The 14,869-nt window shown below is 70.4% G+C and carries 11 protein-coding genes and 1 tRNA gene; 9 read left to right on the top strand and 3 right to left on the bottom strand.

What is annotated here, in order from left to right:
• Positions 1 to 218 precede the first annotated feature (218 nt).
• Positions 219 to 1,667: an HNH endonuclease signature motif containing protein gene (locus LK09_RS20975; RefSeq protein WP_052226987.1), complete on the top strand. Its 1,449-nt coding sequence runs from the start codon at positions 219 to 221 to the stop codon at positions 1,665 to 1,667.
• A 105-nt stretch (positions 1,668 to 1,772) separates the two neighbouring features.
• On the opposite strand, the gene LK09_RS18425 is transcribed toward LK09_RS20975, so the two are convergent.
• Positions 1,773 to 1,979 carry a hypothetical protein gene (locus LK09_RS18425; protein WP_231563150.1) on the bottom strand — a complete coding sequence of 69 codons (207 nt, stop codon included), beginning with the start codon at positions 1,977 to 1,979 and terminating at the stop codon, positions 1,773 to 1,775.
• Positions 1,980 to 2,082: 103 nt separating this feature from the next.
• On the opposite strand from LK09_RS18425, the gene LK09_RS18430 reads away from it, so the two are divergent.
• The 4 genes from LK09_RS18430 (at position 2,083) to LK09_RS18445 (ending at position 6,461) form a co-directional block, all read left to right on the top strand.
• Complete coding sequence (locus LK09_RS18430) at positions 2,083 to 4,980, top strand: LuxR family transcriptional regulator (protein WP_039402846.1); 2,898 nt, start codon at positions 2,083 to 2,085, stop codon at positions 4,978 to 4,980.
• An 81-nt stretch (positions 4,981 to 5,061) separates the two neighbouring features.
• A tRNA-Pro gene (locus LK09_RS18435) sits at positions 5,062 to 5,138 on the top strand.
• Between the two features lie 136 nt (positions 5,139 to 5,274).
• The gene (locus LK09_RS18440; RefSeq protein WP_039402848.1) at positions 5,275 to 5,535 is read left to right on the top strand and encodes a DUF6458 family protein; all 261 of its coding nucleotides are present in this window, start codon (positions 5,275 to 5,277) and stop codon (positions 5,533 to 5,535) included.
• Between the two features lie 140 nt (positions 5,536 to 5,675).
• Positions 5,676 to 6,461 carry an HAD-IIB family hydrolase gene (locus LK09_RS18445; protein WP_039402849.1) on the top strand — a complete coding sequence of 262 codons (786 nt, stop codon included), beginning with the start codon at positions 5,676 to 5,678 and terminating at the stop codon, positions 6,459 to 6,461.
• Between the two features lie 6 nt (positions 6,462 to 6,467).
• Here LK09_RS18445 and LK09_RS18450 read toward each other — a convergent pair whose 3' ends face one another.
• Together LK09_RS18450 and LK09_RS18455 are read right to left on the bottom strand one after the other, a co-directional pair.
• On the bottom strand, positions 6,468 to 8,717 hold the full coding sequence (locus LK09_RS18450) for a glycoside hydrolase family 3 C-terminal domain-containing protein (protein ID WP_039402851.1): 2,250 nt from the start codon (positions 8,715 to 8,717) through the stop codon (positions 6,468 to 6,470).
• 10 nt (positions 8,718 to 8,727) lie between these two features.
• Positions 8,728 to 10,029 carry an MFS transporter gene (locus LK09_RS18455; RefSeq protein WP_039402853.1) on the bottom strand — a complete coding sequence of 434 codons (1,302 nt, stop codon included), beginning with the start codon at positions 10,027 to 10,029 and terminating at the stop codon, positions 8,728 to 8,730.
• Positions 10,030 to 10,137: 108 nt separating this feature from the next.
• Here LK09_RS18455 and LK09_RS18460 point away from each other — a divergent pair, with 108 nt between their 5' ends.
• The 4 genes from LK09_RS18460 (at position 10,138) to LK09_RS18475 (ending at position 14,855) form a co-directional block, all read left to right on the top strand.
• On the top strand, positions 10,138 to 10,740 hold the full coding sequence (locus LK09_RS18460; RefSeq protein WP_039402855.1) for a TetR/AcrR family transcriptional regulator: 603 nt from the start codon (positions 10,138 to 10,140) through the stop codon (positions 10,738 to 10,740).
• Positions 10,737 to 11,927, top strand: a complete 1,191-nt coding sequence (locus tag LK09_RS18465) for an ROK family protein (RefSeq protein WP_039402857.1) — start codon at positions 10,737 to 10,739, stop codon at positions 11,925 to 11,927. Before LK09_RS18460 ends, LK09_RS18465 begins: the two co-directional genes overlap by 4 nt.
• A 104-nt stretch (positions 11,928 to 12,031) precedes the next feature.
• On the top strand, positions 12,032 to 13,339 hold the full coding sequence (locus tag LK09_RS18470) for an MFS transporter (protein WP_039402859.1): 1,308 nt from the start codon (positions 12,032 to 12,034) through the stop codon (positions 13,337 to 13,339).
• 19 nt (positions 13,340 to 13,358) lie between these two features.
• Positions 13,359 to 14,855: a carboxylesterase/lipase family protein gene (locus tag LK09_RS18475; RefSeq protein ID WP_039402861.1), complete on the top strand. Its 1,497-nt coding sequence runs from the start codon at positions 13,359 to 13,361 to the stop codon at positions 14,853 to 14,855.
• The last annotated feature ends 14 nt before the right edge of the window (positions 14,856 to 14,869 follow it).

Consider the following 14,869-nt stretch of genomic DNA (forward strand, 5'->3'; position numbering starts at 1 on the left):
ACCGCCACCCGTCCCCGCATCCATCCCCCGGTCGTTGAGCGAGCGCAGCGAGACGAAACGCCCCCCGCCTCCCCCGGTCGTTGAGCGAGCATAGCGAGACGAAACGCTCGCCCCGGAACGTGTCGCCCAAGATGTCCTGCAACCCGCTTGCATTATAGATGCTTGTTCGATAGTGTGGAGGTATCAGTTCGAAGATTCCAACGAATCCGGGGGATGCCATGGCCGACACGTCGCACGATGGGCTCTCTCCGGTGCTGTCCGACCTGGACGTCCTGGTCGATGGTCTCGGCGGTGCCCGGGCGCGGGTGGCGGTCGCGTTCGGTGCGGAGACCCGGTTCTACGCGTCGGTGGCCGCCCTGGTGGACCGGCGGGAACGCGAACGCGCCCAGCAGGCCGACACCGGGGCGGTGGTGTCCGCGTCCCAGTTGGCGATGCGGGAGATCTACGCCGAGATCGCCGCCGCGGTGCGCCTGTCCGAGTACCAGGTCGCGTCCCGGGTGAACCAAGCCCACGTGCTGGTGTCCCGATTCGCTACGACGATGACCCGGGTGGATGCCGGGGTGCTGTCCCCGCAGCAAGCGACCACGATCGCGGACGTCGGCGGCGTCATCGACGACCCCGACATCCGCGCCGAGTACGAGCGGTACGCGATCGACCTGGCCGCAGAGCTGACCCCCGCCCAGTTGAAGGACGCCCTCGGGGTGCTGGTGGACCGGCTCGACCCGGACGGCACCCAGGACCGGATCAAGGAAGCGGTCGCCCGCCGCTCAGTACGCAAACGCACCCTGGAGCCCGGGGTGGGGCAGTTGATCATCACCGGCCCCACCGCCCACATCGAAGGCACCTACAACCGGCTCACCGACATCGCCACCGAACTCCACACCCAAAACCAGACCGACACCGCCGCGGCGGCCGAGGCGGCCGCGGAAGACACCGGCGACGACGCCGAAGCAGCAGAGTTTGTTCCGGATGAGCGCACGAGGGCGCAGATCATGGCTGATGTCGCCTTGGACCTGCTGCTCACCTCCGTCCCCGACGGGCACGGCACCACCCCCGAACACCGCGATGCACTCGGCGCCATCCAAGCCACCGTGCACCTGACCATCCCCGCCTCCACCCTGGCCGGCACCACCACCGGCGGCGCGCAGATCCCCGGCGCCGGTCTCGTCGACGACGACACCGCCCGACACCTCGCCGGCGGATCGGACGACTGGTACCGGATCTTCACCGACCCGACCACCGGCACCCCGGTCACCGTCGACAAACGCCGACCCTGCACCGCCATGAAACGTCTCCTGCAAGCCAGGGATGAGACCTGCCGGTTCCCCGGCTGCCGCCGCCCCGCCAAAAAATGCGACATCGACCACACCACCGCCCACGCCGACGGCGGACCCACCGCCCTGTGCAACCTCGCCTGCCTCTGCGAGAGACATCACACCGTCAAGCACCACACCGACTGGCATGTCGAGCAGCTCCCGGGCGGCATCCTGCAGTTCACCTCGCCCACCCGCCGCGGCTACCGCACCCGGCCCCCGGCCGCAGTCCGGTTCACCCCCGACAGACCACCCGGACAATCCAGCCGACCACCCGGGCAATCCGCCAGGCCACACGGGAAGGCATCCCAGCGGGAACTCAGGCGCCCGCTCGAAGATCCCGCCCCCTTCTGAGCCGATCCGGGCCAGCGCTGGACTGGCGGCTGCGATCGAACGCGACGCAATTGACGGATGCTTCCGCAACCGCGGCGATGAGCATCAGCACGCTACGCGACCGTCTCAACCACGCTCGAGGCTCTTCCACTTCCCCACTGACGCGATGACGACGCCTGCGATGGCAGGGACAATCAGTAGCACCAGCAGGCCGAATTCGGGATGCACGCCGAATCGTCCATCGACATGGAAGCCCTCGAAGAGGGGAAGGCCGAGAAAGCTCATCGGGATGAGCGCACCATCGGCCGCGTCACGCGCCGCCTGGGACGCCATGATGAAAGCGGTACCCGCCACTACCAGCCCCGCGGCCCACAGGGCGAGAGATATGGAAGACGCGCTTCGACCCGCTGTCGGAGGTCGCTGGCACGATGGAGGCATGCCCTTCACCGCGAGCTTCGCCACGTCCGCCGACATGGTGGGGCGCGACGCCGAGCTCGATCGGCTCCGCTCGCTGTTCGCGCGGGCGCTCGACGGCACTCCCACGGCGGTCGTCGTCTCCGGCGAGCCCGGCATCGGCAAATCGCGGCTGCTGCGCGAGTTCGCGGCATCGGCGCGGGATGAGGCCGACGTCGTGACCGGCCGCAACGTCGACCTCGGCACCACGCCCACCCCGTACGGCGCGATCCTGGGCCTCCTCCGCGGCCTCGTCGCCGTCCGCGGCGCGAGTGCCGTATGGCAGGCGGCCGGGCCGGGGCGCGCAGCACTGCTGCGACTGCTCCCCGATCTCGCCGACGAGGCGGACGCGGATGCCGACACAGGCCCGGCCAGTCCCGAGCGCCTCCGCGAGGCCTTCGTGACACTCGTCGAGACCCTCGCGCTCGCGCGACCGCTCGTGCTGGTGATCGAAGACATCCAGTGGGCCGACGAGGCCACTTTCACCCTGCTCTCATTCCTGCTCAGCGTCGCCACGCGCGGACGCCTCCTGGTCGTCCTCAGCTGGCGCACCGGCGGATCGCGTCCCCGCGACCCGGCCCGGGTCTTCGTCGGAGAGGCGACGCGTGCGGGCATGGTCGAACGCATCGAGCTCGCCCGACTCGACCCGCATTCGGCACGCCTCCTGTCCATGGCACTCCTCGGAACCGACGACGAAGATGCAGTCGACCGCCTCACCGCGCGCGCCGACGGCGTGCCCCTGTTCGTCGAAGAACTCTCGCGGCAGACCACCGGACCGCTCCCCGAGACGCTGCGCGACACCCTGCTCGGCGGCTACACCATGCTGAGCCCCGACGCCGCGCACGTCGCGCGGGTCGCCTCGGTCTCGGCCGGATGCCCCGACCACGACACCCTCGCGATCGTCTCCGCGCTCGACGGCCCACGGCTCGACGCCGCGATCCGCGAAACGGTGCAGGCCGGCGTCATGCTCGTCGACGGCGACGGCTACGCGTTCCGCCACGCCCTGCTGTGCGACGCGGTCTCCGACGAGCTGCTCCCCGGGGAGCGCGTGCGGCTGCACCGCGCCTACGCCGAGCACCTGCAGTCGGTGCTCGACGCCGACCCCCGCGCCCAGGTGCACGCCGAACTCGCCCGGCACTGGCGCGGCGCCCACGATCAGCGCCGCGCCCTGACGGCTGCGTCGACGGCGATGCGGGCGGCCAAGAACAGGTACGCGTTCGCGGCGGCCGCGCGCTTCGGCGAACTGGCGCTCGAGCTGTGGGATCAGGTCGTCGACCCCGAAGCAGCGGCGGGCACCGACCGCCTCACCCTGATGCTGCAGGTGGCGTCGTCCCTGCGGAACGCCGGGCGCAGCGACCGTGCGCTGGCGACCGTCGACGACGCACTGGCCGATCCGGGCGTCGCCGAGAGTCCGGCGCTGCACGCCCGGTTGCTGCGCGACAAGGCGGTGTACCTCAACAACCTCGGCCGCCCCGGCGCCGTCGACCTGCTCGAAGAAGCCCTCCGGGTGCTCGACGCGCACGCCGTCGACGACGATCGCCTGCGCGCCGTGATCACCAACTACCTCGCCAGCCGTCACATGGTCGCCGGCCGGGTCGACGCCGCGATCGCGACCGCCGACGACGCGTGGTCGCTGGCGGAGCGATCCGGCGACCGGGATGAGATGTCGATCGCACGCAACATGAGGGCCTCCGCCCGGATGCACCGCGGCGACTTCGATGAAGCGCTCGCGGACTTCGCGTCGGCGCGAGAGTACGCGGGCAACACCAACGCGACCCTGCGCTATTACGTCAACTACTCCGACACTCTGACGATGCTCGGCCGCTACCGCGAAGCGGTCGCCGTCGCCGAAGAAGGACTCGATCGCGCCCGCGCCCTCGGCGTGGAGCGTTCGTCGGGGTCGATGCTCGTGCAGAACATGATCGAACCGCTCGTGGAGCTCGGTGAGATCGACCGAGCCGAGGCCCTGCTGACGCGAAGCCTCGACCTGCCCACCTTCCCCGTGATCCGCGCCTACATGACGGCATCCCGCGTGCGCGTGCTCGCCTGGCGCGGCGAGGCGGATGCGGCAGCCGCGCTGCTGCGCGAGACCAGGCCCGTGCACGACGCAGCGGCCACGTTCGAGCGCCAGGTCTGGTACGCCCTGGTCGAAATGGACATCGCCACCGCCGAAGCCGCCGGAGACCACGTCACGGCCCTCCGCGCCGCCGCGCACATGCTCGACGACGACGGCCCCATGACGCTGCACACGGCGCGCATCCTCCTGCAGGGCGCGGCCGACGTCGCGCTGGTGCGCCTGCGCGGCGCCCTCCCCCGCACCGAACTGGACGCGATCGCGGAGCGCATCGAGACCGCGTGGGATGCCCTTCCCGCCGCCTGGTGCGGGCCGCGCTGGCGCACGATCGCACGCTCGCTGCTGCACCCGGATGCCGCCGCCCTCGCTCGGGCTGTCGATGCCGCCGACGCCGGCGACGTCCCCGCACCGATGCGCATCGTGACCCGGCTGGAGCTGTCCCGCACGCTCGCCGCGGACCGCGACCGGCCCGGCGCCGCCTCCGCCCTCGCGGAGGCGACCACGCTCGCGGACGAACTCCACCACGTCCCGCTGCAGCGCGCTGTCGCCGCCTTCGGCGCGGCATCGGGCCTCGCCGCACACGCGGGCGAGGCGTCGACGATCGCCGATGCCGGCTTCACCGCCCGCGAACTCCAGGTGCTGGCGCTGCTGGCCGAGGGGCTCACGAACCGTCAGATCAGCGAGCGGCTCGTGATCAGCGTGAAGACGGTCAGCGTGCACGTCTCGGCCATCCTGCGCAAGCTCGGCGTCGCGTCCCGCACCGAAGCCGCCGTCGCCGCCGTGGGCGCACTCGCCCCCGCGCCGTGACGCCGAACGCCGCGCCCGGGACGCCGCACTGGTTCGGAGCATCCCCCGGCATCAGGTAGACTCGTAGGGTTGCTTGAGCAACGGGGTGTGGCGCAGCTTGGTAGCGCGCTTCGTTCGGGACGAAGAGGCCGCAGGTTCAAATCCTGTCACCCCGACCAGCAGAAGAGGACCGGTCCGCGATGGCCGGTCCTCTGTCGTTTTCCGGTGGATTGTAGCGACTCCGAAGATCGTGTGCAATGGCCGGGTAAGGCACCTGTACTCCGGCTAACCTCGCCGTCGAACGGGAGGCACAGCATGAGTATCGGAACAGGAATCGTTCTCTTCGTCATCGGCGCGATCCTCGAGTGGGCACTGAACATCTCGGTGTCGTGGATCGACCTGCACATGGTCGGATGGATCCTCATGATCGCCGGCGCGATCATCTTCGTGCTCGGGCTCATCTTCATGCTCCGCCGCCGGCGCAGCGTGACGACGAACCGCACGATGGTCGATCCTGAGGGCCAGGCGCGGGTCACGCGACAGTCGACCAGCACCACCCCGGACGACGAACTCTGACGATCAGTCTTCACATCTCGAGACGGGCCCGGCGAACGACGCCGGGCCCGTCGCCGCGTGCCGGGCGGTTCGCAGATCATTCACACCATCGGATTTGGGAGAATGGGGCGTCCGATTCCGCCGACTCCCCCGGAGACTGCATGCGTCCTCTGCGCCTGATCGCCTTCGATCTCGACGACACGCTCGCGCCGTCCAAGGCCGCGATCGACCCGCGCATCGGCTCCCAGCTGATCGCCCTCGCCGAACGGGTGGAGGTCGCGATCATCTCCGGCGGCCAACTGGGCCAGTTCGAGAAGCAGGTCGTCGACCGGCTTCCGTCGGCCGAGGCATCCGTCCTCGACCACATCCACCTGCTGCCCACGTGCGGCACCCAGTACTACCGCATCGAACCCGACGGGGTGCGCACGGTGTACGCGCACTCGCTCTCCGACGACGAGAAGCAGCGCGCCCTGGCCGCCGTCGAGTCCGAGGCGCGGCGCCTGGGCCTGTGGGAGGCCGAGACCTGGGGTCCCGCTCTCGAAGACCGGCGGTCGCAGATCACCTACTCGGCCCTCGGCCAGCAGGCCCCCCTCGACGCGAAGGTCGCGTGGGACCCCACCGGGTCCAAGAAGAACGCACTGCGCGAGGCCGTGCAGTCGCTGCTTCCCGACCTCGAGGTGCGCTCCGGCGGCTCCACCTCGGTCGACATCACCCACCGCGGCATCGACAAGGCGTACGGGATGCAGCAGCTGCGTGAGCAGACCGGCATCCCGCTCGACGACATGCTGTTCGTCGGCGACCGGCTCGACCCGGACGGCAACGACTACCCGGTACTCGCCATGGGCGTCGCCTGTCAGGCCGTTGACGGCTGGCACGCGACGGCCGAGTACCTCGACGCGCTGCTGCCGACGCTCAGCGTGCGGGAGGCGGACGCTCCCGCACGCTGAGGCGGGTCAGCCGGCGTTGGCTGTGGCGATCAGCTGCTCGAGCTGCTCGCGGTTGATCGGTGCGCCGGGGAACGAGACCATGCGGCCGATCGGGAACGACGCCATCATCTTCATCATCCCCTCGTCCCCGCTGCCCATGTCGACGCCGCCGAACATCTCGGCCATGGCCTGCTGCACGATCGGGCCGGCGACGGGGTGCTGGAACAGGTCGGCGACCGACGACTCGAACGACAGCGGAACATCCACCGGGTCGCCCGCGATCTCGACGGAGACCGACGAGCGGATGTCGCGGCTGGATGCGGCGACATCCACGACGTACGTCCCGCCCTCGACGATCCAGCCGTCGACGCGGATGTCCCAGTACGCGAGGTCCTCCCGACGCACCGTCAGCTCGACCGCGACGGTCTCGCCCGGTTCGAGCGACACCGGCGCGAACGCCTTGAGCTCGCGCGGCGCCCGCTGCACGACCGATGAGACCGGCGCGGTGTAGACCTGCACGATCTCGCGACCCGCGACCGCGCCGGTGTTGGTCACCGGGATCGTGACGAGCACGTCGCCCGCAGCGTCGACGGATGCCGTGGCATCCCCGTACGCGAACGTCGTGTACGAGAGCCCGTGCCCGAACGGGAACGTGACCTCGAGGCCCTTCGCGTCGTACCAGCGGTAGCCGACGAGCAGACCCTCGCCGTAGCGGACGTGGCCGAACTCGCCCGGGAAGTTGCCGAACGAGGGGTTGTCCTCGAGGCGCACCGGGATGGTCTCGGTGAGCTTGCCGGAGGGGTTCACGGCGCCGAACAGCACGTCGGCGGTCGCACCGCCGCCGGCCTGGCCGAGCAGCCACGCCTCGACGATCGCCGGAACGGTGCCGGCGAACGGCAGCGCCACGACGCCGCCGTTGGAGAGCACGACGACCGTGCGCGGGTTGGCCCGAACGACGGCATCGATGAGCTCGAGCTGCGCGGCCGGCAGGTCCATGTGCTCACGGTCGAAGCCCTCGGACTCCTCCGACGCCGGAAGACCCGCGAACACCACGGCGACGTCGGCGGCGGATGCCGCGGCGACCGCCTCGGCACGGAGGGCCGAAGCGTCCGCCGAAGCGTCCAGCGTGAAGCCCGGGGCGAACGCGACCTCGGCCTGCGCGTACGCACGGATCTCGTCGAGCGCGTTCTCGAGACGCGTCGGGTTGATCAGCGACGAACCCGCGCCCTGGTACCGCGGCGTGCGGGCGAACTCGCCGATGACCGCCAGCTTCGCGTCGCGCTTCAGCGGGAGGATGCCGCTCTCCGCGCCCTCGACGGGCTCGTTGCGCAGCAGCACGATGCCTCGACCGGCGGCCTCGCGTGCGAGGGCGTGGTGAGCGTCGACATCGAGAGGGCCGGCAGCCGCTGGGCGCTCCTGCGACTTGCGCACGAGGTCGAGCACGCGGTTCGCTGCGACATCCAGCGCCGCCTCGTCGAGCGTGCCGTCCTGCACGGCGGCGACCAGCTGCGCGTCGGTGCGCCCGCCCGACGCGGGCATCTCGAGGTCGAGGCCGGCGGGAAGGCCCACCACGCGGTCGTTGACGGCACCCCAGTCCGAGACGACCAGGCCTTCGAAGCCCCACTCGCCGCGCAGCACCTGGGTGAGCAGCCACGGGTCCTCCGACGCGTACACGCCGTTGATGCGGTTGTAGGAGCACATGACCGTCCACGGCTGGGCATCCTCGACCACGCGCTGGAAGCCGCGCAGGTAGATCTCCCGCAGCGGCCGCGGGTCGATGTCGGAGCTGGCCCGCATGCGGTCGTGCTCCTGGTTGTTGGCCGCGAAGTGCTTCAGCGACGAGCCGACGCCCTGCGACTGGATGCCGCGCACGAGACCCGCGCCCATGACCCCGGACACGATGGGGTCCTCGGACATGTACTCGAAGTTTCGGCCGCACAGCGGCGAGCGCTTGATGTTGATGCCGGGGCCGAGGAGGACCGCGACGTCCTCGATCGCCGATTCGACGCCGAGGGCGGCGCCGACCCGCTCGGCGAGGGCGGCATCCCACGAGGCGGCGAGCCCGACCGCGGGCGGGAAGCAGGTCGCCGGGACGCTGTCGGCGAGGCCCAGGTGGTCGCTGCCTCCGGTCTGCTTGCGCAGTCCGTGCGGGCCGTCGGTGAGCATCACCGACGGGACGCCGACGCGCTCGACGCCCTTGGTGGTCCAGAAGTCGCGGCCGCTGGTGAGGGAGGCCTTCTCTTCGAGGGTGAGATCGCTGGCCGTGATGTCGGTCATCCGGGTTTCCTTACTTGGTGGATTTGATGAAGAAGACGCAGACCGCGCCGAGGATGCTCAGCACCACGCCGATCGGGAACAGGGCCGAGTATCCCGCCATCAGTACGATCGCACCGGCGATGCCCGGAGCGAAGGTCTGCGGCAGCGTGGCGGCGATGTTGACGACGCCGAGGTCCTTGGCGAACGACTTGGCCGAGGGCAGCACCTGGCTCATGAGCGCGGTGTCGACGGCCTGGAACATGCCGAAGCCGAAGCCCATGATCGCGGTCATGATGAGCCAGGAGGTGAACGTCGGCGAAATCCACGGAAGCAGGAGTGCCGCAGCCATCAGGATGGAGGATCCGAAGACGAAGGGCTTGCGGCGTCCGACCTTGTCCGAGAGCGGGCCGGAGAACGCGGTCGCGATGATCGTTCCGACGAGGCCCACGAGTCCGAGAAGCGGGATGACTGTGTTCGGGTCCTTGATGCCGAGGTAGTCGCTCAGGATGTACAGCTGATAGCCGGTGACGCCGAAGTAGCCGGTGTAGAGCAGCAGACGGCCGGTGAAAGCCCAGAAGAAGTCGGGATGCTTGACCGGGTTGACCCAGAAGGTGCGCAGGAAGTCGGCGAAGCTGAACGGCTCCTTGTCGAAGTTGGTGCTGGGGTGGTCGGGGTTGAACACGAGGAACAGGGTCAGGATCACGACCGCGAACACCGCGAAGAAGATGTAGCCGACGACGAGGCTGTTGAACAGCATGGAGCCGACGATCTGGCCGCCGAGCGCACCGACCATCAGGCCGATGCCGGACAGGGTCGCGAAGGTTCCTCGGCGGGCGACCGGGACGCGGTCGGGGAGCACCGCCGAGAGCGGCCCCTGCGCGAAGTTGTAGCAGATCTGCACCAGGCACCAGGCGATGACGATCCCGAGCAGGGAGTTCGCGAAGGCGAGGCCGACGAGCGAGAGTCCCCCGGCGAGGGCGCCGAGGAAGATCCACGGTGCGCGGCGTCCGTACTTGGACCTGGTGCGGTCGGAGATCTGTCCGGCGATGGGCTGCGCGACCAGGGCGCAGAGGGCGCCGATGGTCGCGACGATCGCGAAGTAGGCGACCTTGAGCTTCTCGTCGGGGTAGATGAGCTCGATCTGGTGCGGCAGGAGGATCCCGGGAACCGCACCCCAGATGATGAAGATCGAGAGGTTGGCCGGAAGGATCCAGCCCAGGAGCCGCCGGACGCCCTTGATCGGCGCGGGCGGGTCGACCTCGCCGGAGGCGGTGCGGACGAAGGTGGTCTCGGTGAGCGGCGCCGACGGGGTCGGCTCTGACGTCGATGTCATGGGTTTCCTCTGAGGAAGGAGCTGGAACGCCCGGGCATGAGCGCAGAAAAACCGTACAACACTCGGTTTTGGATGCGCAAGAGGTCTCCGGCGGTCTACGCTCGGAGCATGGCAAAACGAGGATCGTACGCGAAGGGCGTCGCCAAGCGCGAAGAGATCCTCACGCGCGCCCTGGAGGTCGTCGCCGAGCAGGGCTTCCGCAGCGCGTCCGTGCGCGAGATCGCGGATGCCGTGGGCCTCAGCCAAGCAGGACTCCTGCACTACTTCGGCACGAAGGAACAGCTGTTCGTCGAGATCCTGCGCAAGCGCGACGAGGTCGACCTCGTCCGCTTCACACACGACCCGGACTCCCCCGCATTCATCCGCGAGGACTACGCCGCCGTCATCGAGCACAACTCCGAGGTGCCCGGCCTCGTCGAGCTGTTCTCCCGCATGTCCGTGGAGGCCGCCGACCCGGAGCATCCGGCGCACGACTACTTCGTCGCCCGCGGAGAAGCGGTGCGCACCACGTTCGCCGAGGCGCTCCGTCACCGTCAGGAGGCCGGCGAGCTGACCGACGCGATCGACGCCGAGACCCTCGCCCGCATCTTCCAGGCGGTCTCCGACGGACTCCAGGTGCAGTGGCTGCTCGACCGCGACGTCGACATGCCCGGCGCCGTCGGCGCGCTGTTCGACGCCCTCGCGTCACCGCCCCCTCCCCGCCGGCCATGACGCAGCCGTCGCTCGACACCGCCGACATCCGGCGCCGCAACCTGTCGGCGGTGCTCGGGCATGTGATCGAGCAGGGCGCGGCATCCCGCAGCGGGATCGCCGACGCCACCGCGCTGTCCCGGGGCGCGGTGACCTCCCTCGTGGTGGACCTCACCGCCGCCGGGCTCCTGCGCGAGCGCGAGGCCGTGGCCGCCGCCAAGGGCCGCCCACGCGTGCTGCTCGAACCGGCCGCCGATGACCTCTGCCTGATCGCAGCCCTGCTGGATGCCGACCGCGCGACGGTCGTGGCATCCACCCTCGGAGGCGTCGAACTGCTGCGGGTGCAGCGCCGGCACGGCCGCCCGATGGGCGACCCGGACGCGATCGCCGCCGTGCTCGCGGCGACGATCGACGAGGTCGCCGCCGCCGTGCCGCGCCGCATCACCGACCTCGCGATCGTGGTGTGGGCCCCGGTGGCGGGCACGCCGCCGGTCGTCCTCGCCGACACCGACCTGCAGTGGGGGGAAGTCGACCTCATCGCCCTCACCCGGGCCGGGTCGGAGGCCGTGCGCTCCTTCGAGGCGCACGGCGGGTCCGTCGAGCTCATCGCCGACTCGGAGGTCGCCGCGCTCGCCGAGCACGCGTCGGCGGGCCACCCGGACGGAATGCTCTACCTGAAGGCCGACTCGGGCGTCGGCGGTGCGATCGTGCTGGGAGCCCGCACCCCGCGGGTGATCGGCGCCGCGCTCGGCCACCAGCCGATCATCCCCGACGGCGAGCTGTGCGAGTGCGGCCAGCACGGCTGCCTCGTCACCGTCGCCGGCCCCGACGTCCTCCTCGCCGCGACGGGACTCACCGACCTGGCGACCACCGAGGGCCTGGATGCCGCCCTCGCCGAGTTCACCACGCGGGTGCGCGCCGGCGACGCCCGGGCCGTGGCGGCCTGGACGCCGGCCTGCGCCGAAGTGGCGCGGGCCGTGCAGATCAGCGCGACGGCGTTCTGGCCGGAGACCATCGTGCTCGGCGGGTTCTACGCCGGCCTCGCCGCCGATGTGGAGGCCGTGCTGCGGAGCATCCAGCCCCACATCGCCCAGGCCCGGGCGCTCCCCGTGCCTCGCGTCGTCGGGAGCGTGCTCGGGGCGGATGCCGCCCTGCTGGGGGCGCAGCGCGCCGCGCGGGCCCGTGTGATCGCCGATCCCCTTCACTGACATATATTTCAGGACTTGAATTTTTGCGCGAACACGCGCACACTGAAATACCGAACGCCGCTCGCGTTTCGCTCGTTCCGACACTCGACGTTGAGGAGTCCCCCGTGACCACGCAGCCCGCCGGCGATCCCGCCGCCGCCATCGCCCCCACCGGCGTCATCTCCCCGAGCCGCCCCGGCCCCGGCGAGCCCGCCGCCAGTCCGCCGCCCGGCAAGGCCCTTCTTCCCGGCATCCTGATCAACGCGCTCGCCCTGTTCGCCACGTACGGCGGCCTCATCGCGGTGCTGCTGCCGTCGCAGCTGTACCTGCTCGACCCCGCCCACAAGGAGCAGAACCTGACGATCGTGCAGACCGTCTCGTTCGTGTTCACCCTCTTCGCCCAGCCCATCGTGGGTGCGCTCAGCGACCGCACGCGGTCCCGGTTCGGCCGCCGCGCCCCGTGGATGATCTCGGGCGCGATCGTCGGCGCGCTGTTCCTGTTCGGCCTCGGCGCGATGAACACGGTGTTCTGGATCGCGATCTTCTGGGTCGTCATCCAGGTCTCCTTCAACGCCGTGCAGGGCCCGCTCTCCGCGATCACCCCCGACCGCTTCCCCCGCGACAAGCGCGGCGCGGCGAGCGCCATGTTCGGCATCGGCACGCAGATCGGCATGACCCTCGGCGTGATGCTCGCCGGAGCCCTCGGCGCCCACATCGGCATCGGCTACACGACCTTCGGGGTCATCATCGTCGTCGCGACGCTGCTGTTCGTGTTCCTCAACCGGGACTGGTCGTCCAAGGACGCCGCGGTCGAGCCGTGGAGCTGGAGGGCGTTCCTCCAGGGATTCTGGATCAACCCGCGCCGCCACCCCGACTTCTTCTGGGCCTTCACCGCACGGTTCCTCCTCATCCTCGGCTACTTCGTCGTCACCGCGTTCCAGCTGTACATCCTCACCGACTACATCCACCTGTCGCTCGGCGCCGCCCAGGGCGCGGTGGTCACCCTGACCCTCGTCGCCCTGGTGCCCACTCTCCTCGCGATCGTCGTGTCGGGCTGGTGGAGCGACAGGGCGGGCCGCCGCAAGGTGTTCATCTACGCGGCATCCGTCGTCATGGTGGTCTCGCTCGCCTTTCCCCTCTTCATGCCGAACATGACCGGGATGATCGTCATGAGCGTGCTCAACGGCGTCGGCTTCGGCCTGTACATGTCGGTGGATGCCGCCCTCATGACCGAGGTGCTGCCCAACAAGGAGGCCGCTGCGAAGGACCTCGGCATCCTGAACGTCGCCACCAACATCCCGCAGGCGCTGAGCTCGGTGGTCGCGCTCCTCATCGTCAGCTCGTTCGGCGGCTACGCCGCGGTGTTCGTGTTCGGCATGATCTTCGTCGTGCTCGCCGCCCTCGCCCTCATCCCGATCAAGGGCGTCCGCTGACGCCGAACACGGAGGAATCATGACCGACACCCAGACGACGACCCCCACCGCGTACGCGGAGGCGGTGACCACCAAGGGAGCCGTGCGCGGCTTCTGGCGGGGCGAGCCGGGCACGGCGGGGGCATCCGCCGCGTTCCTCGGCATCCCGTTCGCGAAGGCCCCGGTCGGAGCCCTGCGCTTCGCCGAGCCGCAGCCGATGGACCGGTGGGACGACGTGCGCGACGCCCTCGACTTCGGCGCCACCGCGCAGCGCGGCGACCCCGGCGTGACCCTCATCCCGGAGCCGTCGGTGCCCGGCGAGTCGACCCTCAACGTGAACGTGTTCACCCCCGCTCCGGGAGATGAGGATGCCGCCCTGCCCGTGCTGGTGTGGATCCACGGCGGCGGGTACTTCGCCGGCTCCCCGGCCAGCCCGTGGTACGACGGCAAGGCGTTCAACCGCGACGGTGTCGTCACCGTGAGCATCGGATACCGGCTCGGCTTCATCGGCTTCGGGCACGTCGAGGGCGCGCCGGAGAACCGCGGCGTGCGGGACTGGATCGCCGGGCTCGAGTGGGTGCAGGCGAACATCCGCGCCTTCGGCGGCGACCCGGACCGCGTCACGATCGCCGGTCAGTCCGCCGGTGGCGGAGCGGTGCTCACCCTCCTCGGCAGCGAGAAGGCGCAGCACCTCTTCAACGGTGTCTGGGCGCTGTCGGGCGCGACGGCCGACGTCGCCCCGGAGAAGGCGCGCACCCTCACGGCGAAGATCGCGAACGCACTCGGGATCGAGCCCACGCGCGCGGCGTTCGAAGCCGTCTCGGAGGATGCCCTCCTCACGGCGCAGAAGGCGGCGACCGACCTCGGCGCGGATCTGAGCGGGTTCCTCGACGAGGGGCTCGGACTCGGTCCGGCGATCGACGGCGACCTCATCCCCCGCCCGACGATCGAGTCGCTCGCTGCCGGCGTCGGCGCCGACAAGCCGCTCGTGCTCGGCGCCACCGACGACGAGTTCTCGATGGCCCTGGCCGGCCAGGCGAAGAAGCTGCGATGGATCCCGCTGTCGCTACTGCTGGGCAAAATGGGCCTGAAGGGCTCCCGGCGCCGGGCGTATCTCGCCGCGAACCGAGACGTGGTCGCGCGGGGCCACGCCGCGGTCCTCGGCCGGTACATCTCCGACAGGATGTTCAAGACCGCCGTCGTGCGCACCGCGGACGCCCGGGGGGATGCCCCGACCTGGGTGTACCGGTACTCCTATGCCGGCTCGCCCTTCAGGTCGGCGGTGCACTGCATCGATGTGCCGTTCTGGTTCGACTGCTTGGACTCCCCCGTCGGCATCCCCGCCCTGGCCGGCCCGAACCCGCCCCAGGCGCTCGCGGATGCCACGCACGGCGCCGCCGTCGTGCTCATCCGCGAGCGCCGGGCGGAGTGGCCGGCGTGGTCGGAGCGGCCGGGCACCGGACGCGTCTTCGGTGGGGCGGCATCCCGTCCCGACGTCGACTCCGACGCCTACGCCGGGGTGCGTCCGCTGCTGTAGACGGCGCGTCCGGC

The organism is Microbacterium mangrovi (assembly GCF_000802305.1).
Lineage (GTDB): Bacteria > Actinomycetota > Actinomycetes > Actinomycetales > Microbacteriaceae > Microbacterium > Microbacterium mangrovi.

Coding starts and splice junctions, on each gene's coding strand:
- LK09_RS18440 (WP_039402848.1), top strand. CDS start 5,275: ATGAGTATCGGAACAGGAATCGTTCTCTTCGTCATCGGCGCGATCCTC.
- LK09_RS20975 (WP_052226987.1), top strand. CDS start 219: ATGGCCGACACGTCGCACGATGGGCTCTCTCCGGTGCTGTCCGACCTG.
- LK09_RS18445 (WP_039402849.1), top strand. CDS start 5,676: ATGCGTCCTCTGCGCCTGATCGCCTTCGATCTCGACGACACGCTCGCG.
- LK09_RS18450 (WP_039402851.1), bottom strand. CDS start 8,717: ATGACCGACATCACGGCCAGCGATCTCACCCTCGAAGAGAAGGCCTCC.
- LK09_RS18465 (WP_039402857.1), top strand. CDS start 10,737: ATGACGCAGCCGTCGCTCGACACCGCCGACATCCGGCGCCGCAACCTG.
- LK09_RS18455 (WP_039402853.1), bottom strand. CDS start 10,029: ATGACATCGACGTCAGAGCCGACCCCGTCGGCGCCGCTCACCGAGACC.
- LK09_RS18460 (WP_039402855.1), top strand. CDS start 10,138: ATGGCAAAACGAGGATCGTACGCGAAGGGCGTCGCCAAGCGCGAAGAG.
- LK09_RS18430 (WP_039402846.1), top strand. CDS start 2,083: ATGCCCTTCACCGCGAGCTTCGCCACGTCCGCCGACATGGTGGGGCGC.
- LK09_RS18425 (WP_231563150.1), bottom strand. CDS start 1,979: ATGGCGTCCCAGGCGGCGCGTGACGCGGCCGATGGTGCGCTCATCCCG.
- LK09_RS18475 (WP_039402861.1), top strand. CDS start 13,359: ATGACCGACACCCAGACGACGACCCCCACCGCGTACGCGGAGGCGGTG.